At 39.9% G+C, this 24,451-nt stretch carries 28 protein-coding genes and 1 other RNA gene; 6 read left to right on the forward strand and 23 right to left on the reverse strand.

The features are described 5' to 3' along the window. Positions 1-11 precede the first annotated feature (11 nt). Together C0582_01545 and C0582_01550 are read left to right on the forward strand one after the other, a co-directional pair. Positions 12-839: a hypothetical protein gene (locus C0582_01545; protein PLX30219.1), complete on the forward strand. Its 828-nt coding sequence runs from the start codon at positions 12-14 to the stop codon at positions 837-839. A 59-nt stretch (positions 840-898) separates the two neighbouring features. Then, entirely contained in the window at positions 899-2,734 is a 1,836-nt protein-coding gene (locus C0582_01550) for an excinuclease ABC subunit C (GenBank protein ID PLX30220.1), read from the forward strand. Positions 2,735-2,750: 16 nt separating this feature from the next. On the opposite strand, the gene C0582_01555 is transcribed toward C0582_01550, so the two are convergent. The 17 genes from C0582_01555 to C0582_01635 all read right to left on the reverse strand — a co-directional run bounded on the left by C0582_01555 (position 2,751) and on the right by C0582_01635 (position 16,548). After that, on the reverse strand, positions 2,751-4,214 hold the full coding sequence (locus C0582_01555; protein ID PLX30221.1) for a cryptochrome/photolyase family protein: 1,464 nt from the start codon (positions 4,212-4,214) through the stop codon (positions 2,751-2,753). 466 nt (positions 4,215-4,680) lie between these two features. Continuing rightward, positions 4,681-4,851 carry a hypothetical protein gene (locus C0582_01560; protein ID PLX30222.1) on the reverse strand — a complete coding sequence of 57 codons (171 nt, stop codon included), beginning with the start codon at positions 4,849-4,851 and terminating at the stop codon, positions 4,681-4,683. A 17-nt stretch (positions 4,852-4,868) separates the two neighbouring features. Then, entirely contained in the window at positions 4,869-5,225 is a 357-nt protein-coding gene (locus tag C0582_01565; protein PLX30223.1) for a hypothetical protein, read from the reverse strand. Positions 5,226-5,270: 45 nt separating this feature from the next. Beyond that, positions 5,271-5,459 carry a hypothetical protein gene (locus C0582_01570; protein PLX30224.1) on the reverse strand — a complete coding sequence of 63 codons (189 nt, stop codon included), beginning with the start codon at positions 5,457-5,459 and terminating at the stop codon, positions 5,271-5,273. Positions 5,460-5,499: 40 nt separating this feature from the next. Then, the gene (locus C0582_01575) at positions 5,500-5,862 is read right to left on the reverse strand and encodes a hypothetical protein (protein ID PLX30225.1); all 363 of its coding nucleotides are present in this window, start codon (positions 5,860-5,862) and stop codon (positions 5,500-5,502) included. Continuing rightward, positions 5,859-6,761, reverse strand: a complete 903-nt coding sequence (locus C0582_01580; protein PLX30226.1) for a hypothetical protein — start codon at positions 6,759-6,761, stop codon at positions 5,859-5,861. Before C0582_01580 ends, C0582_01575 begins: the two co-directional genes overlap by 4 nt. Further along, positions 6,710-7,066 (reverse strand): hypothetical protein, encoded by a 357-nt coding sequence (locus C0582_01585; protein ID PLX30227.1) that lies wholly within the window; start codon positions 7,064-7,066, stop codon positions 6,710-6,712. The genes C0582_01580 and C0582_01585 overlap by 52 nt, the downstream gene beginning before the upstream one ends. Next, positions 7,063-8,526 carry a hypothetical protein gene (locus C0582_01590; GenBank protein ID PLX30228.1) on the reverse strand — a complete coding sequence of 488 codons (1,464 nt, stop codon included), beginning with the start codon at positions 8,524-8,526 and terminating at the stop codon, positions 7,063-7,065. The genes C0582_01585 and C0582_01590 overlap by 4 nt, the downstream gene beginning before the upstream one ends. Beyond that, on the reverse strand, positions 8,523-8,957 hold the full coding sequence (locus C0582_01595; GenBank protein PLX30229.1) for a hypothetical protein: 435 nt from the start codon (positions 8,955-8,957) through the stop codon (positions 8,523-8,525). The genes C0582_01590 and C0582_01595 overlap by 4 nt, the downstream gene beginning before the upstream one ends. 59 nt (positions 8,958-9,016) lie before the next feature. Further along, positions 9,017-9,733 (reverse strand): hypothetical protein, encoded by a 717-nt coding sequence (locus C0582_01600; protein ID PLX30230.1) that lies wholly within the window; start codon positions 9,731-9,733, stop codon positions 9,017-9,019. 81 nt (positions 9,734-9,814) lie between these two features. Next, on the reverse strand, positions 9,815-10,681 hold the full coding sequence (locus C0582_01605) for a hypothetical protein (protein PLX30231.1): 867 nt from the start codon (positions 10,679-10,681) through the stop codon (positions 9,815-9,817). Further along, the gene (locus C0582_01610; protein ID PLX30232.1) at positions 10,678-11,970 is read right to left on the reverse strand and encodes a hypothetical protein; all 1,293 of its coding nucleotides are present in this window, start codon (positions 11,968-11,970) and stop codon (positions 10,678-10,680) included. Before C0582_01610 ends, C0582_01605 begins: the two co-directional genes overlap by 4 nt. A 26-nt stretch (positions 11,971-11,996) precedes the next feature. Then, positions 11,997-12,545, reverse strand: coding sequence for a hypothetical protein (locus C0582_01615; protein PLX30233.1), 549 nt, complete (start codon positions 12,543-12,545; stop codon positions 11,997-11,999). A 3-nt stretch (positions 12,546-12,548) separates the two neighbouring features. After that, positions 12,549-13,274: a hypothetical protein gene (locus tag C0582_01620; GenBank protein PLX30234.1), complete on the reverse strand. Its 726-nt coding sequence runs from the start codon at positions 13,272-13,274 to the stop codon at positions 12,549-12,551. Next, on the reverse strand, positions 13,268-13,597 hold the full coding sequence (locus tag C0582_01625) for a hypothetical protein (protein PLX30235.1): 330 nt from the start codon (positions 13,595-13,597) through the stop codon (positions 13,268-13,270). The genes C0582_01620 and C0582_01625 overlap by 7 nt, the downstream gene beginning before the upstream one ends. Then, positions 13,594-15,531: a hypothetical protein gene (locus C0582_01630; protein ID PLX30236.1), complete on the reverse strand. Its 1,938-nt coding sequence runs from the start codon at positions 15,529-15,531 to the stop codon at positions 13,594-13,596. The genes C0582_01625 and C0582_01630 overlap by 4 nt, the downstream gene beginning before the upstream one ends. 633 nt (positions 15,532-16,164) lie before the next feature. Beyond that, positions 16,165-16,548, reverse strand: a complete 384-nt coding sequence (locus C0582_01635) for a hypothetical protein (GenBank protein PLX30237.1) — start codon at positions 16,546-16,548, stop codon at positions 16,165-16,167. A gap of 23 nt (positions 16,549-16,571) precedes the next feature. Here C0582_01635 and C0582_01640 point away from each other — a divergent pair, with 23 nt between their 5' ends. From C0582_01640 to C0582_01650, 3 genes are all read left to right on the forward strand, one after another. Next, the gene (locus C0582_01640) at positions 16,572-16,937 is read left to right on the forward strand and encodes a hypothetical protein (GenBank protein ID PLX30238.1); all 366 of its coding nucleotides are present in this window, start codon (positions 16,572-16,574) and stop codon (positions 16,935-16,937) included. A gap of 2 nt (positions 16,938-16,939) precedes the next feature. Continuing rightward, a complete protein-coding gene (locus C0582_01645) occupies positions 16,940-17,476 on the forward strand; it encodes a hypothetical protein (protein PLX30239.1) in 537 nt (178 codons plus the stop codon). Positions 17,477-17,581: 105 nt separating this feature from the next. After that, positions 17,582-17,806 carry a hypothetical protein gene (locus C0582_01650; protein ID PLX30240.1) on the forward strand — a complete coding sequence of 75 codons (225 nt, stop codon included), beginning with the start codon at positions 17,582-17,584 and terminating at the stop codon, positions 17,804-17,806. Between the two features lie 355 nt (positions 17,807-18,161). Here the strand turns inward: C0582_01650 and rnpB are convergent. Then, an RNA gene (rnpB, locus tag C0582_01655) (RNase P RNA component class A) lies at positions 18,162-18,511 on the reverse strand. 105 nt (positions 18,512-18,616) lie between these two features. Between rnpB and C0582_01660 the strand changes: the two genes are divergently transcribed. Beyond that, positions 18,617-19,741, forward strand: a complete 1,125-nt coding sequence (locus tag C0582_01660; GenBank protein PLX30241.1) for a hypothetical protein — start codon at positions 18,617-18,619, stop codon at positions 19,739-19,741. 7 nt (positions 19,742-19,748) lie between these two features. On the opposite strand, the gene C0582_01665 is transcribed toward C0582_01660, so the two are convergent. The 5 genes from C0582_01665 to C0582_01685 are packed head-to-tail and all read right to left on the reverse strand — an operon-like array spanning position 19,749 to position 24,447. Further along, positions 19,749-20,372, reverse strand: a complete 624-nt coding sequence (locus tag C0582_01665) for a hypothetical protein (GenBank protein ID PLX30242.1) — start codon at positions 20,370-20,372, stop codon at positions 19,749-19,751. Beyond that, positions 20,369-20,821 (reverse strand): hypothetical protein, encoded by a 453-nt coding sequence (locus C0582_01670; GenBank protein PLX30243.1) that lies wholly within the window; start codon positions 20,819-20,821, stop codon positions 20,369-20,371. The genes C0582_01665 and C0582_01670 overlap by 4 nt, the downstream gene beginning before the upstream one ends. Before the next feature lie 2 nt (positions 20,822-20,823). Next, on the reverse strand, positions 20,824-21,735 hold the full coding sequence (gene lipA, locus C0582_01675) for a lipoyl synthase (protein PLX30244.1): 912 nt from the start codon (positions 21,733-21,735) through the stop codon (positions 20,824-20,826). Positions 21,736-21,780: 45 nt separating this feature from the next. Beyond that, positions 21,781-23,175 carry a dihydrolipoyl dehydrogenase gene (gene lpdA, locus C0582_01680; GenBank protein PLX30245.1) on the reverse strand — a complete coding sequence of 465 codons (1,395 nt, stop codon included), beginning with the start codon at positions 23,173-23,175 and terminating at the stop codon, positions 21,781-21,783. 9 nt (positions 23,176-23,184) lie between these two features. Continuing rightward, positions 23,185-24,447, reverse strand: a complete 1,263-nt coding sequence (locus C0582_01685; protein ID PLX30246.1) for a pyruvate dehydrogenase complex dihydrolipoamide acetyltransferase — start codon at positions 24,445-24,447, stop codon at positions 23,185-23,187. Positions 24,448-24,451 lie beyond the last annotated feature (4 nt).

Consider the following 24,451-nt stretch of genomic DNA (forward strand, 5'->3'; position numbering starts at 1 on the left):
CGGTTATTATAATGAATTCTCCTACCATTTCTCAAGAGTTTAATAAAGGCCTGTTAGATGTCTACCAACAGATTAAAATTTTTGATCAAAAATGGGATGATATAGAACCAGATTTAAAAAAAGAAATCTGCCAACTCAGAACACAGGCCTTCGGCAGTTATACTGAGGCAACGTTTGATATCGATCAATACGACCCCATTTATCGCCATATCTACCTGTTTGATGACGAAAAGAAAAAGATTCTGGGATATTATCGTATGGGTCTTACCCGGGAAATTAGAAATGTTGGGTATGATCAATTTTATACTTCCTCGCTTTATGATATTGACGCTACGTTTTTCGAAAAAAATCAAAACTCTGCTGAAATGGGGCGCTTCATCCTTGATCAAGGAGCTTCAGAAAAACAATATTTGATGCCTCTTTTATGGAAAAGCTTACATAAATTTGCCACCACACATCGGCTAGACTTCTACTTCGGGATGGTAACCTTAAGCTCTGACTTTAAAGATGAGTCCATTCGTAAGATGGCAGCCTTTATGAGAAAGAATGCTTATGACGAAAGCAGAGCAAAGTTTTTTAAAGCAAAACATCCTTTAAATTTAAACGCTGATGAAATTAACAATTCTGAAAGTAGTATACTTGCCCTGCAAAACACCATTAGAGGTATTGAAGGAGAAGGGGGCGCGCAAGTTCCTGTTATGTACAGAACGTATATGTCTTATGGCGATGCAAAATACATAACTGCTGGATATGATCCAGATTTCGGCAATTCTTTGGATATCATCATTACCGGCCACCCTTATACGCCCATTGTGGAAAAAATCATCAAAAAGTTCTAAAAACTTTGCAGAGGGAGTATACTTAATCTCAATTATTGATTAAGTCCTGCGGAGCGGTTATGTCAAAATCTTCACTTGAAAACGGCATACAGATTATCAGAGCTAAGGCGAAAACTGTCTCAGATGATCCTGGTGTTTATAGAATGCTCTCAGCCGATAAAGAAGTTCTTTATGTGGGCAAGGCGAGAAACATTCGCAATCGGATCCTAAGCTACACTCAAATTTCTGGACTTCCTATTCGTCTCCAACGCATGGTTGCACTCACCGTAGACATGGAATTTATTATCACGAAAAGTGAGGAAGAAGCACTATTGCTTGAGGCGCAGCTTATCAAGAAGCTTAAGCCTCGATTTAATATCTTGCTCCGAGATGATAAATCTTTTCCCTATATTTTAATGCGTGATCATGAAGCCGCCCCCCAATTAATCAAATTCAGAGGAAAGCCAATAGCTCATTCTAAGGATGTTTACTTTGGCCCTTTTGCATCAAATACAGCCATTTATCAAACAACGGAAACACTTACCAGACTGTTCAAACTCCGAACCTGCTCTGACCATACGTTTAAGAACAGAAGCCGACCTTGCCTTCAATACCATATAAAAAGATGTTCAGCCCCGTGCGTCAATTACATTAGCCAAGAAGAATATAAAAAAAATGTACACTATGCTATGGATTTCCTTAAAGGGAAAACGCGTCATATTCAAAAATCTCTTGAAAAAGATATGATTCAAGCAAGCGAAGCGCAAAACTATGAACAAGCTGCTATTTACCGAAATCACATTCGCTCTTTAAATCAGGTTCAACAACAGACCCAGGAACTTGGGCCTTCTATGATGATCACTGATATTTTTGCGATTTATCGAGAGCATGACCAATGTTGTATCCAAGTTTTTTTCTACCGCCATGGTACATCTTATGGCAATAGATCTTATTTTCCAAAACATGACAAAGACCAAAGCACAGAAGAGATTCTTGGAACATTTATAGCCCAATTTTATCAATCAAAGCCGGTCCCGGAAAATGTTTATGTTTCGATCAAAACATCAGAAATGGATCTTTTGCAAAAAGCTTTGAACTCAATTGCAGAAAAGAAAGTTCAATTAAAGGTTCCACAAAAGGGTGCTGCAAAAAACTTGATGGACCAAGCGATTCTAAATGCTAAAAAAGCCCTTGAGAGACATCATTTAGAACAGCTTTCGAACAAAAAACTTTTGCAGCAAGTTGGAGATTTTTTTGCTTTGCCAACCGTACCAAATCGAATCGAAATTTATGATAATAGCCATCTTCAAGGAAGTAATGCTTATGGCACCATGGTGGCTTCAGGCCCTAATGGCTTTGATAAAAAGAGCTATCGTCAATTTAAAATTAAATCTGAAAGCGGCACAGTAGGTGACGACTACGGCATGATGACAGAGGTATTCCAGAGAAGGTTCCGAAATGCTTCTCAAAAGGATATGCCTGATTTGGTTTTAGTTGATGGGGGGAGAGGGCAACTCAACACCGCTCTCAAAGTATTGAACAGCTACAATTTAGAGACTGTTTGTGTTGGTGTTGCCAAAGGAGAAGAGCGAAATGCAGGAAAAGAGACGTTGGTTTTTACAGATGGAACCAGCAAACTTGTTGAGAAAAATTCTCCTGTTACTTACTTCATCCAAAGATTACGCGATGAAGCACATCGATATGCTATTGGCACACATCGTAAAGGACGGGCAAAGAAGATGACCCAGTCCAGCTTAATGGACTTGCCGGGCATAGGCGCGAAGAGAAAAAAATCGCTTATGATCTATTTTGGTAGCCATGAAGCCATAAAAAGAGCTGGCATTGAAGACCTTGAGCGAGTTTCAGGTATTAGCAAATCTCTGGCTCAATCGATTTATCATTATTACAGGTCTTGAAAATAGGGGGTTTTTATCACTTTTTAAAAAGATCGGACTTAAAAAATTGATCAGCTTGTTCATTGATAGCATTCATTTCTGACTTTATTTTGCCAAGCCCCATGTATGCCAAACGCATGCGGGGGTTCTTTTTTAGCTTTGATTGGTTTTTATCCATAAAGTGCCAGTAAAGAAAATTGAAAGGGCAGGCATCCTTACCTGTGCGTTTTTTAACGTCATACTTACAGTTCGCGCAATAGTCAGACATTCGGTTAATATAAGCGCCACTTGAAACATAGGGTTTTGTTGATAAAACACCTCCATCTGCAAATAGACCCATGCCATGGGTATTCGGAAGTTGCACCCATTCAAACGCATCGATATAGACAACATAATACCACTCATTGACTTCTGCGGGGTCGAGGCCGGCCAATGTTGCAAAATTTGCAGTGATCATAAGGCGTTGTATGTGATGAGCATAAGCATGGTCAATGGTGTTTTGAATAGAGCTTTTCAAACAATTTAAATCTGTATCAGCAGTCCAATAAAACGAAGGGAGCTTCCTTTTGTGGTTAAAAAAATTACTTTGATCATACTCGGGCATTTTCAACCAGTAAACGCCTCGCATATATTCACGCCATCCTAAAATTTGACGAATAAATCCCTCGGTGCTGTTTAGCGGAACAGCGCCTTTCTTATAGGCTTTCTCAGCTTCATGGCAAACCTCTAAGGGATTGAGCAGACCTATATTGATATATTGTGATATCAGACTGTGATGAATAACGGGATCTTTCGCACTCATGGCATCTTGATAATTACCAAAGCAGGAAAGATGATCTTTGATAAAAGCTTTAAGATGCGCGTGGGCTTGTGCGCGTGTTACACCCCATGAAAATTCGGTTGTATTTCCTATATGATCTGGGAAATTTTTATCAACAAATTCAATGACTTCTTTCGTTTTTTCTGAGGGTTGAAACCTTAAATGAGGGGCAACCTTATAATTTCGGGGTAATGGTTTTCGATTATCATGATCATGATTCCATTTTCCACCAACGGGATTGCTATCATCCATCAAGATATTATTTGATTCTCTGATTTTTCGATAAAAATTCTCCATCAGCAGTGACTTTTGGTTCTGAGCCCAACTTTTAAAATCTTTTTCATTACAGATGAATTTTGGATCAGCAAGACAAGAAGTTTTAACATTTTCTGATTTCAGTGTTTTCTTTAGCGTATTTTTGATATGCCATTCAGCAGGCTCAAAATAAAAAACCTCTGTCACTTTTTTTTCTTTAAGGTTTTTTATCAGCTCATCAGTCCAGCATTTTTCTTTTAATGAACTTTCCAAGGGCTGGTATCTAACTTGAAAGTTAAATTGCTCTAATTCATTGATGTAAGCTGCTTGTGCTGACCAGAGAAAAGCAAGCTTTTGCTTGTGATTCTCTTGCGGTGTCGGGCAACACCAACATGGCTTATCATATAAATATGTGACGCAGTGCATTGTTCTGCGAGAACCTTAGGATCAATTAATTGATCCCAGAATAGTATGAGAAGTGAATGAGACATATGGTTACTGTAGCCCAGTTATGAAAAAGATGCAGTCATATATTATAAGGTCAACACAAACACGATATTACTATTTTGCGCTTACACGTTTTATTTCCATAATATATATTATGGAAAATAATGCTTAGCTGCAAATAAGACTTGATCGGCAGTGTTGCTTAAATAGGGAAATTAAAGAGGTCATTTGGTTTAGAGGGTCACAAAAATCAATCTTGATTCTGCACATCCGACTTACAATAAATAAAGCGCGTTACTAGATTAATATCATAAATGGGCAGTCGTAGCGCGGATATTGAGACAAGTAGCAGCGAGCAAATCTCTTATCCAAACCATTAATGATTGTATCAACAAAATTTGGATGCTCCCAGCAAATAATCTTATCGTAATTAATACTCGTATTTTTATGAATCCAGCGACGACTTGTTAGAAGGCGGCCCAGACCCCCATGCGAGCCCACCTTCGTTGGGTATAGCTCCGACTAATAACCCACCTGGTTTTAATACACGTTTGTAATCATCTAGAAATTTATCTAAAGGGTACAAGTGTTCCAGAGAATAAAAGGTCACAATCATATCCACTGTCTCATTATCTAAAGGTAATATTGAGTCTCGGTATGTTTGTGCACCCCTGTGAAAGGGCAATCTGGATAAGCTTGGTGCAGCCTCTTTTTCGTTTCACTCAAGAAATTCTCATCAATATCAACGGCCGTGTAATGACCCGGTGGTGCATCCCATACATCCATATGAGGTATAAGTCCTGGTCCAATTTCAACAACGGATTTGTCCCGCCAATCGATTTTCCTGAGAATCTCATATCCTGAACTATTAATACGTTTACCAATCCCTTCTTTTTGGTTAGATTGATAGAAATGGATATATTTTTTTTTCCATTCCTTCCATTGCGGGTCTGTTTCATCAGGAAAAAGTCCGAAGGACCTTTCGATCACCAAAAAGGGGAGCTGATAGGCAGTTTGGGAGGATACGGGCAATGGTCATGATAAAGATCCAGAAATATAATTGTGTAGCAATTTAAGCCCAGATTCAAAGGCTCTATCCTCATTGGCTTTATATCCAATAGTGGGGTCGAGTTTATATGGTTCACGATAATAAACTTCACCTGCATCAATCTCCCCCACCATTTCGTGAAGGCAAGAATTTTGATCATATGCCTGGGCCTTCAAAGCCTTATATATCGTTCCCAGCCCACCCCATTTTGGCAGGTTAGTAATAATGTACGTTTAAGAAATCTGGCGCACAGGCCAAGGTCTTTTCTGTTAAAACAAGGCCAGCACGAAAACAAATGACTTCATCTGGTTTTTCACGTGCCAGCATATCACGGATCGCCTGGTTGGTATATAGAACAGGAAAATTGGGTTCTGCAAGGGCAGGTCGGCGCAGTTCAGCCCATACCATCTGTAATAATGCTGGAAATGGAATAATCTTTTTTTTTACTAGTTTTGTAACTCTTGTCAAGCTGTTAGAACGATTACGATAAATCATAATATCGGGGAAAGCGGCCCTGATACTAGAAATTGCCCTACGTCCCATTCTGTCGTCACCAATAATCAGGATTGTTTTTCTCATTCACTCACACATAATTTAATATTCTCAACAATAGCAAGTGCATCCTTTGGTGTTACGCCCCAATAAACAGGCAAATTAATAACTCGATCTGGCAATCCACGTGAAAACCGATTCCCATAATATGAGGCATCTTGGTATACAGGCATATCAGGAACCTCATAATCAATTAACCTCCCAAGTTGTATGCCTTTTTTTAACATATAATCTTCAATTTCTTCTGCCCTTTCTGTTTGTAAAACATAGTGAGAGTAAGTAGCACCTTTTTCTCTAGGTGGCAAAACTATATTTGGCATATCTTGTAATTCTCGGTCATAAATGTTTGCAATTTTTCTGCGATGATCAACTATATTTTGATAGCGATGGCATTGAATAAATCCAATACGTGCTTGTATACCAGCAGGCCAACCAAACCCATTTTTGGGCCAATCTATAATTTTCTTATTATAATATTTTGTAAAGCGGTTTAGTGCCCCAGAGCGCTCTAATCGATTTACCAGCCTATAGATGGCGGGGTAAAATGCAATAAGAACTGCTATTAGATAAAGTGATCTTTTTATAGAAAAAATAAACCCTGTTGGCTTTAAAAGACCCTGCCTTTCTTCTCTCACACGCTCTGAAAAATCAGCATCATCTGTGGTGACCATACCTCCAAAAATGCTTGTCATGATCTTAGAAATATTCAAGCCATAAAATGCGCACAATCCATTCTTATGAACAAATTGTCCATTGCTATGTTGGGCAAAAAAACTGTGTGCACAATCTTGCAAAATCGGAATATTAGGATGAGCTTGACGGAAGCAATCCAATGCATCCAAATCAACAGGGTGGCCAAAAATTGATGTTGCAATTACTGCACCCGTTTTTTCACTAATTGCCTGCGAGAGTAAATCAAATCGCATATTGTAATCACTACCGACATCACAATAAAAACAGGCGTTAAACCAGCCTTCTTAATAGCATGAGCTACTACAACACAGCTATAAGAGGGAAGAATAACCTCTGTTTTTCCTTTTTCGATAAGTTTTAATGCATTCAGTATTGCAAGCTGTGCGGTTCGACCATAGGGAAAGAAGATTGCATGAGATTGGCCAGCTAACTTGGCAAATTCTTGTTCAAATCTTAGTATGTCATTGAATTTATTTCCTCTTGGCCAAATTGCAAGAAGATCTTTAATTTTTAAATGAGCTTTGAGACGAGGAATCATTTTGTGTCCCCTCTTTGCCAATATCCTTGAGACGCCATATGAGTAGGGCTGAACCCCTTTTTATTGAGCAAATGCTTCAGTTGGACTCCTTTGGTTTCATCTGTCCTTTCTCCTGTTTCTAAGTCTATGTGACAAGTAAGGCTGCCGACCGGTTTTGGTTTTGATTTAATCAACAAATGTGCCAGAAAAATCTTGATCTTATTACCTAATGCAGGGAATTGAAAAATACTAATACTCAATAGCCTCAATACCATGAAGTATAAAGCCGTTGGCATCATCCTTTTAACAGGAACGATATTACCTTGAAGCGTGATATGATTGCGATCTACTATACCAATAAATCCATTCACGGCTGCATAAATTCTTTTACTATCTGTTCCTACATAATCATCACAGCGTTCTATGGATAAAACTCTATATGTATTTATTCCGCGATAAGACAATAGACCCGCTTTTTCAAAAATTTTAATCTCTCCAATTGCCATTGTTTCATGCGGCAGTTCTCCTTTTTCTCCTACCTTCTTGTGAACAGCCGCTAAGGCTAGGTCATTAAAGAAAGGTGCAAAATTTGAAGCATCAATGGAATCCAAACTGACAAATTTACTCTGTTGGATATTTTTTCTTGCAAAGTCAGCCAATGGAACAACTGCCATCTCTACCCCGCCCGGGAAAAGAAAACGAGTCAGCCGTGTACCAACCCCATTCGCAAAAGATCCATCAGGCATTGCAAAATAAGACAGAAATTGATAACCAGACTTGATCAAATCTCCACAAGAAATACCCTCTCTGTCCAATTGTACTAGCTCTGTCAACGCCCAGGATTGATATCCAGGGTCTGCTCCTCCATATTCACTCATCCATCCCTCGGACAAGTCGGCATGTCTCCTAATGCGCGCTAGCCACATATCACGTCTCTGTTTGGATTTTTGGTCTCCAGTTCGGTGATACCATAGATGCATGGCTAAAGCGGCTGTTGCCAGATGGTTTGAGATCATACCGTGATGCTCATCTTGCTTTTTGAGAAACGTAGCCATAGTCGAGCAAATAGAAAGGATATTCTGCTTATTATCATCAAGTAAATCACTCTCAATTAGAGACAATGCAGCAAGAACATTGGACAGAACTAGTGCCGTTACACAAAATGACCCCTCATAGGGAAGTGCCTCAGCCAAACCTCCATGACGGTCAGATAATTTTGGAATTACTGCAATCATATCAAGAACCAACTGAAGACAAGAATCAGAAGACAAATCATTAGGAAGCATATTAATTAGCACGTAATAAGGCCAATCCATGCACACTGGCTTGTGGTGAGTGGCATTGGGAAAATCAATCAGCTTCCAGGCCCAAAATTGCCTGTCCGCACATCCATGATAAGGATCTGTTTGATCACGATTTACCTGTCCCAATAAACGAGGAAGATTGCGATGTAAGATTGAAAGGTACGGATTACTACTCATACAGTTTCAAATCCCATCTTACTCATCTTTTGCAGAAGGCGGTGATATCCTGCACCCCAGTTGTAATCAGAATGAAAAACACGGTGATGCCAAATGATACTAGCCTCCCCCCCGGTTTCCAGAAGTTCCCGTAAAATGCCGGCCATCATTTCTTCGCGTTTCTCTTCACTCAGATTCGTATAATCATATAAATGGGAATCCATTAAAACCATTGGAATAATTTTCATACCACTGTATTTATCTATCATTGAAACAGCAGCTGCATTGCGAAAACCTGGCCTGTCATTAAATCCGAGGGTCATATCGTTTTTTAGTCCAGCTTTAGCTTGTGCTTCCCACGTCTGACTGAATGAAAAACGTAACCAGTGCTGACGACAGGTGATGATTTTCTGACCTAACGCCTTTTCTATAGTTTCTTTTTCACGTCGCATGGCCTCAGGATCGTGCCATGCATTAAAAGACTGAATGCAAACCTATAGTATGATTTTGACTACACAAAGCTTTCAATTGATTGATAAGGGTTTTTGACATAACGGAATAAGATGGATCGAATAAAATCTCTTTGGGTGATCGTAACCATCCCCCTTTCCCGCCATATATATTCCATGTACTGGTATGACCAAATGAATGCTCTATTTTCATAATGTTTCCAAATTGCCAATAAATTGGCTGGAGAAAAGAAAAAATTAATTGCGCGGAGGGGATATCGATTATATATCCAAAATGCAGCCTGTTTTATGCGTATGGGAAGTGTTTTTGAAATCGCATCCACATCATGGGTTAAGTGAATGATGGGCTTGGGGATTGGGCCAAAGGTACTCAGCTCATCAGCCTCATTCTTGATGGCACCCCAGCGGCGAAGAAACAGAATAATACGATTGACCCAGGCATGATCAAATATGCGCTGATCCTCTATATCATAGTGATAAGAATAAGAGTGCACTGGACCGTTTTTCTTTTCATGAAAACGTTCCCACTCACTGGTCATCATATAATGTGCTGCACGCCACCAGTCATAGTGGTCCCATTTTGCCCCCATTGAATCATCCCAAAGAGGAACCACTAAACCTCTATATCCTTTGGGAACAATATCCGATGCCCAGTCTGGTAGCTCGATAATGTGCCACCCCTTAAACCGACCTTTGCTTTGCTGTATTACCAGTGAGCGCAACTTAATTGAGCCTCTTTCACCCCCAATCAGTTGCATGAATGTAGTAATGACATCTTTACGAGATAGCCTGTCATGCGCTCTCCTTTTGAATGCTGAGGACACTTGTCCCTTCGTGCATCACAACCCATACGCCAATGAGTGAAGGTAACAACATCCAACATAGTGAAAGCCAAGCGCAAAAGCGATCCCATCCTGTACGCCTATCCCGTAACCTGCCAAAGCGGCAACTAATGCTGCCTCATAAGTACCAAGACCTGCTGGAGTAATAGTAATAAAAAGACCAAGACTGGACACCAGAAAGATAGACATTACATCAACTATCGGCAACGTTGGTAGACCAGAAGCATAATAAAAAACACATGCTAGAATGGCTGATAAAGCCCATAAAATACATGCTGTTAGCGCTTGTATAATATGTTCTTTTGTGTCCCCTCCCCGTAGAGCATCGGCAAAATCCTGAAATTTTTTCAGGAAAAAAATCTTCTCAATCAAACAAGGAAGAATAAAAAAAACAATCAAAAGGAAGATGGTTGCACCACATGATAAAATTATGCTCACGACCATATTATCATGAATGAATTGCTCCATCATCATAGCTAGAATTATCAGACATGAACAAGAAAATCCAAACAAATCCCAAACTCGCTCTTTGATGACGAGTGCCCATCCCTGTTGTTGGGGTAAATTAGATCTTTTCTTGAAATAGAAGGGCTTAATTAACTCACTCAAACGTGCTGGAAATAACCACATTCCTAAGTAGACAAGTGCATTAGCACGCATTGATACTGAATAACTAACTTTCTCCCTAGAAAGAATAACACTACGCCATATAAAAATTATAAGAATAAGGATTAAAATGGGTTGAGATACGTAATAAGCAAGGAGAAAATTGGCTTTCTCATTCTGCATATCGTACCAGGCAAGATAGGCACCTGCCCCAATCACAAAAATAATCATCAGTAATGCTAACATCCATTTTTTCATTTGAGATGCACACCATTCCGATCTTCCCAGACTCGCATCCAGCTCTCTAGAGAAAGGAGCTGCCAAATCTGATGTGACTGAATTTCATCCAAAGGTCGAAAATTTCGTTTCCAAGATGTTTGGTAATTGGCAACCCATTTTCGTAAACCATCCTTATCCATAATTCGATGGAGAGGCGTCTCTTCGGAAAGCAGACGATCATTTACAATCCCAGACAAAGGCCCACGCAACCATTGACGAAGGGGGATTGGGAAACCACGCTTGGGTTGTTTGTGGTAACTCTTAGGCAAAAGGGTTTTTGCTACCCCCTTAATCAGAGCTTTTAGTTTCCCTTGATGTAATTTAATATCCTGCGAGATAGAAAGACTAAGGCTAATCATCTCATTGTCTGGCATTGGCGTGCGAGATTCAATGGCATGCGCCATAGAGATCTTATCCTCAACAAGCAATAAATTCGGTAGATATACTTTCAAATAGGTTTGAAACACCTGATTGATAGGTGTAGAGTATTTATCTTGTAATTCAGATAAAAAACTCCAAGATTTTACTTTGTCAATGCGGCCAAATAGTTTTTCTCGCGCAGATCTATTCCACAAGACGGGCATATGACGACCATACTCCGCACTTAAAAATGACTTCATTTTTGACAATGCAAAGTAAATCAGATGAGGTATCTCTGACCCACTCACGCTCCGCCATCCGCCCTTGCGGGCTAGTTTAAAAACTGGGTATCCAGAAAACAATTCATCCCCACCATGCCCCGTTAGAATAACTTTAAAATTTTTGGCGGCCTGACGAGCAACCATATACTGCGGAAACGTACCCATGCCCAAGCGCGGCTCATCAAGTGCATATATCATATCGTCAAAATGTTTCAGGAAGTCATCTGCCTGGATATTCACAATATGATGTGTTCCATTGATTGACTTGGTCAAATCAGCTGCAGCATTTGTTTCATCATACCAACTACCACTCTGATTAAAGACTCCCGTATAAGTATCAAGGCCTTGCCCAATTAATTGGGCCGCCTGTGCAGCTACGCTGGCACTATCAAATCCAGAACTGAGCGTGGCTGCTACAGGCACATCTGAAAGTAAATGCCGTTTCACACTCCTCTCAAAACTCTTCTTAACCCTCTCCAACGCAGTCGGAAAACTCTCTTTGCTTTCATTTAGGGTGGAAAACCAATAAGGTTCATCTTGGACAACTGCCACTTTCTGTAAATCAATTATCATGTGATGTCCAGGGTTTAGAAGTTGAACTTCATCAAAAAGCGTACGTCCATTCATTGGTGTCTGGTAACAAAGATATTCACTCAAGCCCTGTCTATCAATCTTCCATTCAGTGGACTTAAAAGCAGCAATGAGTGATTTAATTTCTGAGTAGAAGGCAAACTTATTATCCTTATGACATACATAAACAGGTTTAATACCGAGGCGATCACGAACAATATGAACAATTTTTTTTTACAATCCACCAGGGCAAACGTAAACATACCATTCATTCTTTTAAAAAATGCTGTTCCCTCGTGAGCGTAGCCATGTAAAATTATTTCACTGTCACAATTGGAACTATATTGAATGCCATAGGATCTCTCAAGGTCTTCTCTTAAATATAAATAGTTATATATTTCTCCATTTACTACAAGATGTAGATCATGCGACTCCAAATGCATTGGCTGTTTTCCCGCATCGCTAGTGTCTAGAATGGCAAGGCGTGTATGTGCAAGTGCCACTCTTTTGTCGTGGCTTCGCCATTGGCCAGTACCATCAGGCCCACGATGAGCGATACGTTCAACCATGCGCGTCATGGATTGATCAATATAATCAGTATCCACACCAAGCAGTCCAGCAATTCCGCACACAGGTTAAGTTCCCTTTGATTTCTGTAAACGCTTAAGACGTACATTAATACGGGCGTTTTGTATATATTGTTCCTCAAAATATTTTTTTGATTGCAAGGCTAGGAATAGAAACAATATCAATACAAAAAATAAAACAGAAGACCCCACGACGATCTGTAATGTTAGCTGACCATTTAGTAATGCTGTTCTCAATGCCTGCGTAATATTTTGACCATTAGCCACTAAGTCAACCCAAGCATAAGCTATGCTAATTGTTCCATGTACTATAGTACCTAGCAAAAAGAGTAGAGGTAAAATAAATAGAATTTGTGGGCGAGAGAAGAAATTAAATGCGAGGTGAGATAGGATTTCCTTCCGCATTTTAAACAGTGGATTGCGCGTGATTATATTTCCTTGCCTCTTAACTTTTCCACGGGATTTATCACGCCAAACAAGCTTTGCCGGCACCTCCTCAACCTTAAAACCCAACAACTCAGCTTTATAGAGAACCTCTAAATGGAAGTCCTTACCATTATTGATTAGCTCAAGGTGGTCCATCAGATTTCGAGTGTAACCTCTCACTACGCAAGTAACCGTTTTCACTCCTGATTTAAAAGCTCTTGACAGGATACGATTACCCCACTTAGAAAGCCAAACACGAAAAGCTGGTACGTTTTTTACCACGCCTTCCGAATGGTATGGTGAGGCCAAAGTAAGGTCTGCACGACCCGCCATTAATGGTTCTAGCATCTTTTTAATATGATCGGGACCATATGACAGGTCGGCAAAGCAACCAGATAATCACTTTGACTATTCTCCATTCCTGTGCGAACAGCACGGCCACGCCCCATATTTACACTATGACATATAATACGAAGATTGAAATTTTTTGCACTTTCTATCTCTAGCACCTTTCCCATTCCATCTGTAGAGCCATCATTAATTATAATTATCTCATATGAGATATCTGGCATATTATCTACCATCCATATCTGAATCTCTCGTACATGGTTCATGATAATTTTTGACTCATTCAGGGCCGGGATCACTAGTGAGAGAGTGGGATTATTCATCTCAGCAAATCATCCTTTCTCACCACTAAGAAATGGTCGTTTTCAAATACAGGCTTAATATTGGGCCAATCAGACACAGTGTTCAGTTTTTGTTTGTCAAACACGAAGTAATCTACGTTATAGCGTTGGGAAATGTTGCGAATTGATGTCATTGTTGGGTTGTAGTATAAATCTGTTGCCATGCAGCACACATCATGAGTATTAATTTCTGGCTTTTCACCTTTTTTTGGCAAATATGGCTGGAGGTTTAAACCAAAAGTTTCTCCAATCTCTAAGCCGAGGTCAAAGAGCCTCTTTTCTCCCAAGTACAACCAGCCTGTCATATACCACTCCCTTGGTGTTCCAATACTGGAGCGATGGGAAAAGTCTCTCCAGCCGTAACTAATACAGGGGTCGACCATGAATAAATCTGTTTCATTTGTGTTATTTTTAGCCCAAATCTGAGCTTCTTTATAATTTTTTGCCTTATACACATAATTAACACTCAGAGATTTTTCAAAATACCCCCATTGTAAGGCACCCATAATAAAGATACATATTACACCTATATAGCGACTACGGTCAACCGACAAGCCGAGTCGCAACCAAGTTGGCCAACGATGAATTGTAATCAATATGCTAGCTACTGTGGCGATAAGAGTCCCACCTATGAGACCCCTAAGGCTAATAAAAATTTTAAATGGATTTTCTGCTCCTGGGTTTTGAACGAGTAGGATCAACTGAACTAATAAAACTAATCCTGCAAGGGTTATGATAGGCCAATGAGAAGATCTTTTCTCCCAAATCCAATAAGTTACACCCAAAACAAAAAAGACTGGAGACATTAATTCGACTTTCACAAATCCAAACATCAGAAAGACAATGTAAAAGGCCACCCAATGCCAAGAACCTTTATCCCACTGAACCAAAATCCCAACCAAAATCAAAAATGGCGCTAAAAGAGTCATTAATGTAGAGGCCCGGATAAGGCAAACCTTGAGCAACGTGATTGAAGTCAAATCATAAGACACCCAAATCCCACCTACCGTCACAATAGCTAAAATGACAAAACCAGCAATAATGCGCATAACCCAATCCTTGGGAAGTTCGCTCTGTGCCAATGCTAGAAACATAACGCTAATTAAACCCAGAAAAGGCACCAGCGACGCGTGATAATTGCTGCCCAAATATCCCATGTCAATAGGGTACCAATGCATCTGGAAAATCCGGGTGTACGCAGAAAATAGCTCCAACGGCACGAGGCTGTGACTTCCGGTTTGTCCTAAACCTAAAATCCAATAGGACCATGCCGCAATTGCGGTCAGACTAACAGCTCCCCAAAACATGGACGCCAATGACAGGCTCTTGCGATAATCGACAATAATGCCCCCGGCCATAAAGATCATAGCCATAATTGTTTTAATCGGGTGAATAGCAAATCCAACCGACAACCATAATGCCATAAGAGGCCAGCGTTTTTGCATAAAAAAAGCTATAGCAGCTAAACGCACCGCATCTCCAAATCCATAAAATTGTCCATGGTAATATGGGAAAGAGAAATTAGCTAAATCTGGTCTAATGACAAAGCTAAGATTTATCACAATGCTAATTCCAATTATTCCTACTGGCCACACCACCTTGCTTACTTGCGCGGCTTTCATCAGTATAAACATTAAATAAAGGGAGGCTACTGTGACTGATATAACTTCTAAGCCAATCATTATATATTGTAGAGTTTGGCCAGATAAACCTGTTATTTTAAACAAAGGAATATACAGCATTGTTATAAGAGATTTTTGGGTGAAGAGTCCAGCCCCTCCGGGGTAATTACGTTCAAAATTTTCTGGAAACTGATATTGCGCCAGGACTTCTAAGGCAGAAAATCCCCTCAAGGCATTTACTAGATCTACTTGACCAAAATAGCTGTGAGCTAAAATAGCATAGGAAACCACCACAAGTATTGAAACAACGGTTATGTGTAATGTTTTAATGTTATATTGCAATTTTAGCTCTTATTTATCAAGGTAACATATAATCTAAAAAATCCATTATAGTATTAAGGGTTTTTTTCTTAAAACACAAGGTTGGAAATTGACAGTCTGGCCTTGTGTGGTTCTGTCGCACAAGTTTGATGAAAACACACACCAATCTTTTTTTTATCCTATAATCAGTGGCTTTTTGGTCCACTAATCCAGGACCACTTCAATATGTTCTGGTGTAATGTTTTCCCAATATTTAATTAATGCCAATCTTATGTTTGCTTTATGCTGTTTTCTGAAACTGCATAATCTTCATAAAAGGCAATATGATGAATTGCTAATAAGGTATTAGGGCTAAATATTAACGAGAATACAATTTTGCAAACACAAAACTTTTTAAAAAATTTGTTGAATAAGAGAGGGAATTTTTGCAGCAGGCTAGCCGATAAACTAAACTGCTGCTGATTAATCAGTAAAATTGTGCGTTACGAGGGACAAAATATTTTAGCAGCTTAAAAACCAGACTTTTAATAAAATTTGAGGTTTCTCAGTTCTATTATTTTCTGTTTTCAATCTTTTTTGCCTTTATTTTGGGTTTTTTTCCTAGCCTTAGGCGCAGTGAGTCTGTCGTTTTCTTTCCTCCCAAAATACCAAGCGATTGATATTATAGGCTAGATGCACCAGGACGATTTTGACCTCTGCCCGTTTGATGCCAATGGTTCGGATCAAGAGCTTCATTTGATCTTTAAGAACCGCAAACACATGTTCGACCTTGGCTCGGATCTTTGATTTGCTGCTATTCCCTTTGGCAATCTTCTTGTTCATCGACTTCCCGCGTTTCTTCTTGTGATGAATCTTTGATATGAAGCCTTTTTCTTTCAATATCTCTTCATTATCCGCAGACCGATAGGCTGTATCTGCATAGACAGCTGGCACGGTCTCCAACCCTGGCCCGGTCCACACCTGTCCGCGCTGCTGCTGAGGCTTTGTCACAAGAAGCTGAAATTTTTCTTAAAATGAAAACAGGTGCTGATCCCCGTGACTTTTCAAGAAAAGCCCGAGCCTTGCAAGATTTAGCTCAGAGGGGTAAGTTATATAAATCAGAGGCCCCATTAAGAAGCATTGACACCAGAGAATATAGAAAAAATATTTTAGCCCAAGCTAAAAAACAACACCTGCCAGATGATAGGTACGCAAAACTGGAAAATCTTCTTGAGAAAATGGACGTAGACCATTTACATGAACTGCAGTTGGGTGGTATTGACCATACCTCGGCCATGTGGATGCTGGATAAAGGAGTTAACCGATCAATTGGCGCACAAATTATGCATCAACTTAAAGATCTTCCCGTTGGCACATATATAACCAAACTAACGTTTTGACCATGATAGAAAAACTTACTTTATTTGAAAAAATAGACTTGTTAATTGAAGAAAAGAAAAAGTTTCTTAAAGACATTGCTGGTTACCCTTACTTAATTGATATTAGAGCAAAGGAAAATCAATGGACCTCTCAAGAATTAAACAAACTAAAAACAGACTATGCTTGGCTTCCTCCCTTTTATTTTGACTTCATTGAACGATATGATTCCCTGGGCCTTGGCTGGGCCGTATTTTTTGGCTCTGAAAAAGCGAATGTCATTACCATCTGGGAGGAAATCGACTATTGGCAAGAGAATATGAGAGATCAATATTTCCCTGTAGCAAAAGATGCTGATGGAAGCATCTTTGTTTTAAATCGACAGGGAGAAACATATCTGATGCATAAACATGATATGGATTGGGAAAATCCTGAATACATAGCCGAATCCCTGGAACATTTTATTGAAGATTGTTTGATAGGCAAAAGATATGCAGAGTTTAATAAAATTGAAAAAGAAACTTTCTATTCCTTTTTAGAAAAACAAGGCTGGACAAAGTAGCCAAAACAGCCCGCGAACTTTTTCAGTATAGTAAGTAAATCGGTTCCTTTTGAGGTCAATCACCCAGTCACTCCCTGAATGCTGTTAAGGATCATCTTTTCGTTAGTGAAGCCTTCAGCATGCCCGGATTCTGATTACCTAGTCATGAGGGTTTTAATCCAACACTCAGGCAAAGAAAATAAAGTATATGTTTGTAAGGGTTTTGTTTTAGTGTGGATTCACATATTGATTCAGCAAGTGAGAGAAGTCTATTTCGTCGATCTATCCTCCCGCACCGATAAACAGTTTTGTAAGGAACAATATCCCAACGAACCTTGGGATGATGATTAAAAAAACAAGTGGGCTACGTATTTTCGTAGCACTTCAAATAATTCTAATAGGATGTATTAGCTTGGCAAGGACAGCACCCAGCTGTTCCCCATCCCCCTCTTCGCCTGGCCATGTCGGCATCAAGACCACTGGCTCCCAGGCCTTCAAGAGTTCCAAGAACACCGCCGTCTTGACCAGATTTTTGAGCAAGGGCCGCCCCAACGGAATCCTTTAAGTTGCCTCCTTTTGCTGCATTTGCTGCACTTCTATTTGCAACATCTCCAAGACTGCGGACAATGCCCCCAAAGTTTGCTTTGGCTGATATTGACACAAACAATAAAGAAAAAAGTATAACTCTCATAGGCGCCTCCAAAAAAAAGTGAGATGAACGATAAGCCGAGTTCTGTCTATGAATATTATATCATAGGATGGTTATTCATCTAGGAAAAACATCACTGCTTTTCTCATGCGACCAACCCAGAAAACAAACTCCAGAAATGTTATGTGTTTTCTCTATTTGGTCTTGCTCCAAGTGGGGTTTACCTTGCCAAACTTGTTGCCAAGTTTGCGGTGCGCTCTTACCACACCTTTTCACCCTTACCCTAAGGCGGTTATTTTCTGTGGCACTTTCCCTGAGGTTGCCCTCGCCAGATGTTACCTGGCACTTTTTTCTGGTGGAGCCCGGACTTTCCTCTGCACACGTGCAGCAACCATCTGTCCATCTCAGGAAAATAATATCAGATCTACCCATAAAAGAAAACACGATATGGTTCTTGTATGATGCCTAAGAATCATTGATAATCTTTTTTAAATCAAACCCTGTGGGCCAATATGTTTAAAAATTCTCTTTTAATTATTTTTCTGTTAACGCTTGGATTGCCGATAGGGGCTGAAACAGAGAAAAACCCCCTCCTCCCAAAAAAGCTGAACATTCTTATTTGGGGCGGAACCATAGATCCGACACTGATAAATAAATTTGAGCGTGAAACAGGCATCACCGTCAATGTTAATCTCTTAGATAGTGATGAGTCTATCGAGGCAAAGCTCCTGACGGGGGAAGCAGGTTTTGATATTATTACCCCGACCTTATCCCCTTTTTATCTTAGGCAAATGGAACTTGGTTTGTATCGAAAAATCACGCGTGAAGATGTTCCTAATATCGCTCTGATCAAACCTGAAATTATTAATATGTTTAAAACAAACAATCTTTCTTTTGAAACCGGCATTCCACTCTCTTGGGGCACCGTTGGGTATGTGTATCATGTTGAAAAAGTAAAACAGGCTTTTGATCAAAAGGCCTTTCCCGAGGATAGCTGGTCTTTGATTTATGATCTTGAAAACATAAAAAAACTAAGTCCTTGTGGGGTTCATCTTCTTGATGATTCTATTGAAATCTTTTTTTCAGTTTATTTCTACAAGGGTGCTAACTTAAATATAAGGTCACCTAAAACGATTGATGCGTTAGCCGACTCCTTATTCAATATTATTGATTTTGTGAAGAAGTTTGATTCGTCAACCGATACAATTGTCAATACCATTGCAGGGGAAAAAGCTTGTGTGATTCAATGTTTTTCTGGTGAAGCGCTTAAGGCCATCCACATGCTCAGAAAAAAGGGGCAGGCAAGCCCTTACAGGTATGTTGAGCCCAAAGAAGGTTTCTCGGTTTGGTTGGATATGATGGTTGTTCCCAAAAACGCAACAAATCCTGAAAACGCTTTTAAATTTATAAACTTTCTTTTAAGGCCTGAAAATGCAGCAATCAATTATCAATATTCAATGCAACCTCCCACTATCGAAGGCTTTGAACAGTTTCTAACAAAAGATTTTCAAGAAACTGTACGACCATTTCCTGAAAAGCGCGGCCTCCAAACTTTTGGCTTCAACCGTACTTTGAATTTTAGACAAACAAAAAAAATATCTAATGCGTGGCTTCGATTAAGATTAGGGATCAAATAGGAAGTCCTTAAATGTTTTTTAATGCGTTAGAAATAGCAATATAAATCAACAAAACACCTGATATTTTGTTAAAAACAACGCTATATTTATTAAAAAAAGCGCCCAAATAACGGTTTGTTGGAATAAAAGAAAGAACAGAGTTCCACGCAAAATATGAAAAACCCAGCAAAACACCAAATATAAGCTTTTGAATTCCAGGAACTTCTGGTGGAATTTGAGCGGACATTAAACTGATAATATACAAAATAGCAAACGGGTTGAGAAAGTTTGTCATAAACCCGTTTCGAAAAGCCATTATGCTTTTTAAAGGAGCTGTATCAAAATCCTTCACATCAAAGGATCCTTTAGCTCTTAGGCTCTGAATTCCCAAATATAATAAAAATAAACTACCACCATATTGAATCACATAGATCAGCCAAGGGAATTTTTCGAACATAAAGCTCATTCCAAAAAGCGTGTATTGTGTAATCAAAAAAACGCTCAACCCCAACCCTAGGGCAACAAAATAGGCTTTTTGACGTCCATTAGAGATAGCTGTTTTAAGAAGCACAATGGCATCAGGGCCTGGGCTGATCGCCCCCATCATGAAGATAGAATATGTCAATAACATGGGTTCTAAGTAAGATGTCATATTTGAAGTCCTTGTTTGTGCACGTGAGCAAGCCTTTGATCGAAAGCTGTAAAAATTTGATCGGCGCTTTGTTGTAAAATTTTTTGAATCATTCCTTGAAAAAAGGAGGACTGAAGAGAAAATATCATATCATAATTAATTTGTGTTTGTTGTTCAGACAGTTCTCTAAAAGTCCATGTTGACTCAAGATGCTTCAAGGGCTTTTCTTGGCAAAAAACATGAATTCTTGAAAAAGGGTCGCATTCAACTGTTGATCGATACGTGTCAGATAAAGGGCCAAGTCCTACTTTTAGATCGGCTTTAAAATGATCGTCGTTGATTCGTTCAACAATGGTGCTTTTTTGGCACCAAGGGATAAAGTCTTGATAGTGCTCTACATCAACAACGACTTTGTATACAGTTTCAATGGGGAAAGGTGAAATATGGCTTTTGTGAATCGATAGAGCCATCGCTACCCAGCTACTTTTTTAAGAGTCTTAAGTCGGGCAGCTTGTAGTTTTTTAAAATCATCTCCCGCATGGTAAGAAGAACGGGTAAGCGGACTCGCCGAAACCATTAAGAACCCTTTACCATATGCCATCTTCTGATAATCAGAAAACTCTTCAGGAGGAATGAAGCGGGCAACAGGATGATGTTTGGGCGTTGGTTGTAAATATTGACCTATGGTCATGAAGTCTACATCGGCTGCTCGCAGATCATCCATCACTTGATACAGCTCTTCTTTTGACTCACCCAAACCAGCCATGAGGCCACTCTTCGTAAAAATATCTGGCGCTATTTCTTTGGCTTTTTTTAAAATGCTGAGTGAATGAAAGTAGCGGGCTCCTGGACGAACAGAGGTATATAACCGCGGGACTGTTTCTAGATTGTGATTAAAAACATCTGGACGGGCCGCAATAACTTTTTCAACAGCGCCCTCTTTTCTGAGAAAATCAGGGGTAAGAACTTCAATGGTTGTTTTGGGGTGCGCCATACGGATGGCGCTGATCACACGGGCAAAATGATGCGCGCCACCATCTTCAAGATCATCGCGGTCTACTGAAGTGATCACAACGTGTTCCAACGCTAGTTTGGCAACTGCCTCTGCAATATGATCTGGCTCATGAGGGTCTAATTGATCAGGACGGCCTGTTGCAATGTTGCAAAAAGCACAGGCGCGCGTACAAATACTTCCTAAAATCATAACAGTAGCGTGCTTTTTGGACCAGCATTCTCCAATATTAGGGCAAGCAGCCTCTTCACAAACCGTGTTAAGCTTTAAGCGGCGCATCAGGTTGCGTGTTTCGTGATACGTTTCAGAAACTGGCGCTTTGACTCGTAGCCAATCTGGTTTTGAGCGGTTATTTTTCAGCATTTCTGACATTAAATTTAGCCTAACTTATTTTCTTTTAAGAAGAAAGAGAGCTGATTAAAAGTGAATCACGCGATCAAATGCATCTAGCGTTGCTTCATGAATCATTTCAGACAAAGTCGGATGCGGAAAGATGGTTTCCATGAGATCTTGTTCTGTTGTTTCAAGTTTTTTAGCAATCACAAGGCTATGAATCAGCTCAGTTACATCTGTGCCAATCAGATGCGCCCCAAGAAGTTCTCCGGTTTTTTCTTCGAATAAAATCTTAACCAGTCCCTCAGGCTTTCTCATAGCAATCGCTTTCCCATTACCTTGGAAAGGAAATCTCCCAACCTTAACCTTTAAACCTTGATCCTTAGCCTGCGCTTCAGTCAAGCCAATACTTGCTACTTGAGGATTGGAATACGTACAACCTGGAATGTTCTCAGGCTTCACGGCATGAACAGGTTTACCGCAGATTTTTTCAACAGCTAAGATTCCTTCATGACTCGCTTTATGAGCAAGCCACGGCGGGGAAATGACATCACCAATTGCATAAATGGTTGGTTCAGCTGTTTGGCAAAATTCATTGGTTTTGATTTGGCCATTTTTTTCGAGCTGAATTTTAGTATTTTCTATGCCTAATTCTTCAGTATTCGGAACAACCCCAATCGCAACAATAACCTGATCAAATGATGCTGAACGCGTGCCTTTGGGCTCTTTAATGGATGCCTCAATGCTGCTTTTTCCAACTTCAGCCTTTTCAATAGTCGTTTCTGTTAGGATTTTAATTCCTTTTTTTTCAAAAGCTTTTTGTGCCAAAGTTGAAATTTCTTGATCTTCTGCAGGCAAGATATGCTTTTGCATTTCTACAACAGTGACTTCAGAACCCATTGCGTTATAGAAGCTAGCAAACTCGATTCCAATCGCACCAGAACCAATGATCAGCAACTTTTTGGGCAATTTTTCTTGAATCATCGCCTCTTTAGATGACAGAACTTTTGTTTGATCAAAGGGTAAAGTTGCTAATTCCCTGGGGCGCGCCCCCGTTGCGATCAGTGTATGCGCACTAGAGATTTTCTCAGTCTTGTCTTGACCGTTCTTAATTTCAAGTGTCGTGCTATTAACAAAACGCGCGTGTCCCTCAAGGACAGTAACTTTGTTTTTTTTCAGCAAATGCTGAATTCCTGAAGATAACTGTTCAGCAACTGCACGAGACCGTTTGACTACTTTTTTTAAGTCAAAATCAGCTCCCTTGACGCTTAAGCCAAATTCATCGGCGCGTTGAATATCGGTATACATTTCAGCTGTTTTCAAAAGCGCTTTTGTTGGAATACATCCCCAGTTTAAACAAACACCACCCAGATGTTTTTTTTCAATGATACACACTTTTTTACCCAGCTGAGCTGCACGGATAGCAGCAACATATCCGCCGGGTCCCGCACCAATGATCGCAATATCATATTTTGTCATATTTACCTCTTAAGCCAACATCAAGACGGGGTTTTCAAGATACTTCTTGATAGCGCCCAAGAGCAAAGCTCCCACTTTTCCATCAATGACACGATGGTCAACCGACAGAGTGCAGTTCATCACCGTGGCACTTTTGAGAGTTCCATCTTGAACAACCGGTTTTTGAATGCCGGCGCCAACCGCTAGAATACATCCTTGTGGTGGATTAACGATGGCCTGGAATTGATCAATGCCATACATCCCCAGGTTAGATAAACTAAAGCTACCTCCCTGAAATTCCTCTGGTTTCAACTTGCCATTTTTGGCTTTTTGAACCAGATCTTTCACTTCACCAGAGATTGCACGTAGAGATTTCAAATTAGCTGCCCGTACAATGGGGGTGATCAGCCCCTCTTCTAATGCCACAGCAACAGAAATATCAGCGTTTTGATACAGGCGTATTGACTCTCCCATCCAAGAAGCATTTGCTTCAGCTACCTCAATAAGTGCTTGCGCACAGGCTTTGAGAACAAAGTCATTAACTGTAATTTTCTCTGGATCAATGGCCTGATTTAACTCTTTTCTAGCACTGAGAAGTTTATCAATTTGAACATCAACAGATAAATAAAAGTGGGGTACGGTTTGTTTTGATTCTGTCAATCTTTTAGCAATGACTTTGCGCATTGAACCAATAGGTGCATCTTTATATCCAGATTTACCATACGTGTTAGGAGTATGCTGGTTTGCAGGAGCGGTTTGATCAGCGCCTAAAACATCCGCCTTAATGATTCGCCCGCGGGGGCCTGTTCCAGAAACATTGGAAAGATCAATATTTTGTTGGGAGGCAATTCTTTTTGCCAAAGGAGAGGCAATAATACGATCATTTGATGACGATGAAGACTTATTCTGGGGTTGTTTTGTGGCTTTGCCACCATCATCGGAGCTAGATTCAGATCTTTGGGGCTCTGACTCTTCTTCTGCCTGGCTTTTTTGCTGAGCTGGTTCAGTTGAAGAGCTAGGGGAATAGGAGGCAAGATCATCAACTGACTCTCCCTCCTCTGTTAAAACAGCAATCACTGAATTAACTTTAACGTTTTCAGTGCCTTCTGCTACTAAGATTTTACCCAAGATACCTTCATCAACCGCTTCAACTTCCATGGTTGCTTTATCAGTCTCAATTTCAGCCAACATATCGCCAGGAGCAACTGAATCCCCTTCTTTTTTATGCCATTTGAGCAAGTTACCTTCCGTCATGGTTGGTGAAAGAGCTGGCATTAAAATTTCGATAGTCATGATG

This window comes from Alphaproteobacteria bacterium, from assembly GCA_002869105.1.
Lineage (GTDB): Bacteria > Pseudomonadota > Alphaproteobacteria > UBA7879 > UBA7879 > UBA7879.

Bases quoted from the DNA above. Each gene is read 5' to 3' on its own strand.
- C0582_01545 (PLX30219.1), top strand. From the start codon at position 12: ATGAATTCTCCTACCATTTCTCAAGAGTTTAATAAAGGCCTGTTAGAT.
- C0582_01550 (PLX30220.1), top strand. From the start codon at position 899: ATGTCAAAATCTTCACTTGAAAACGGCATACAGATTATCAGAGCTAAG.
- C0582_01555 (PLX30221.1), bottom strand. From the start codon at position 4,214: ATGCACTGCGTCACATATTTATATGATAAGCCATGTTGGTGTTGCCCG.
- C0582_01560 (PLX30222.1), bottom strand. From the start codon at position 4,851: ATGATTGTGACCTTTTATTCTCTGGAACACTTGTACCCTTTAGATAAA.
- C0582_01575 (PLX30225.1), bottom strand. From the start codon at position 5,862: ATGAGAAAAACAATCCTGATTATTGGTGACGACAGAATGGGACGTAGG.
- C0582_01580 (PLX30226.1), bottom strand. From the start codon at position 6,761: ATGCGATTTGATTTACTCTCGCAGGCAATTAGTGAAAAAACGGGTGCA.
- C0582_01585 (PLX30227.1), bottom strand. From the start codon at position 7,066: ATGATTCCTCGTCTCAAAGCTCATTTAAAAATTAAAGATCTTCTTGCA.
- C0582_01590 (PLX30228.1), bottom strand. From the start codon at position 8,526: ATGAGTAGTAATCCGTACCTTTCAATCTTACATCGCAATCTTCCTCGT.
- C0582_01595 (PLX30229.1), bottom strand. From the start codon at position 8,957: ATGCGACGTGAAAAAGAAACTATAGAAAAGGCGTTAGGTCAGAAAATC.
- C0582_01600 (PLX30230.1), bottom strand. From the start codon at position 9,733: ATGCAACTGATTGGGGGTGAAAGAGGCTCAATTAAGTTGCGCTCACTG.
- C0582_01605 (PLX30231.1), bottom strand. From the start codon at position 10,681: ATGAAAAAATGGATGTTAGCATTACTGATGATTATTTTTGTGATTGGG.
- C0582_01610 (PLX30232.1), bottom strand. From the start codon at position 11,970: ATGAATGGACGTACGCTTTTTGATGAAGTTCAACTTCTAAACCCTGGA.
- C0582_01620 (PLX30234.1), bottom strand. From the start codon at position 13,274: ATGCTAGAACCATTAATGGCGGGTCGTGCAGACCTTACTTTGGCCTCA.
- C0582_01625 (PLX30235.1), bottom strand. From the start codon at position 13,597: ATGAATAATCCCACTCTCTCACTAGTGATCCCGGCCCTGAATGAGTCA.
- C0582_01640 (PLX30238.1), top strand. From the start codon at position 16,572: ATGAAAACAGGTGCTGATCCCCGTGACTTTTCAAGAAAAGCCCGAGCC.
- C0582_01645 (PLX30239.1), top strand. From the start codon at position 16,940: ATGATAGAAAAACTTACTTTATTTGAAAAAATAGACTTGTTAATTGAA.
- C0582_01660 (PLX30241.1), top strand. From the start codon at position 18,617: ATGTTTAAAAATTCTCTTTTAATTATTTTTCTGTTAACGCTTGGATTG.
- C0582_01665 (PLX30242.1), bottom strand. From the start codon at position 20,372: ATGACATCTTACTTAGAACCCATGTTATTGACATATTCTATCTTCATG.
- C0582_01670 (PLX30243.1), bottom strand. From the start codon at position 20,821: ATGGCTCTATCGATTCACAAAAGCCATATTTCACCTTTCCCCATTGAA.
- lipA (PLX30244.1), bottom strand. From the start codon at position 21,735: ATGTCAGAAATGCTGAAAAATAACCGCTCAAAACCAGATTGGCTACGA.
- lpdA (PLX30245.1), bottom strand. From the start codon at position 23,175: ATGACAAAATATGATATTGCGATCATTGGTGCGGGACCCGGCGGATAT.
- C0582_01685 (PLX30246.1), bottom strand. From the start codon at position 24,447: ATGACTATCGAAATTTTAATGCCAGCTCTTTCACCAACCATGACGGAA.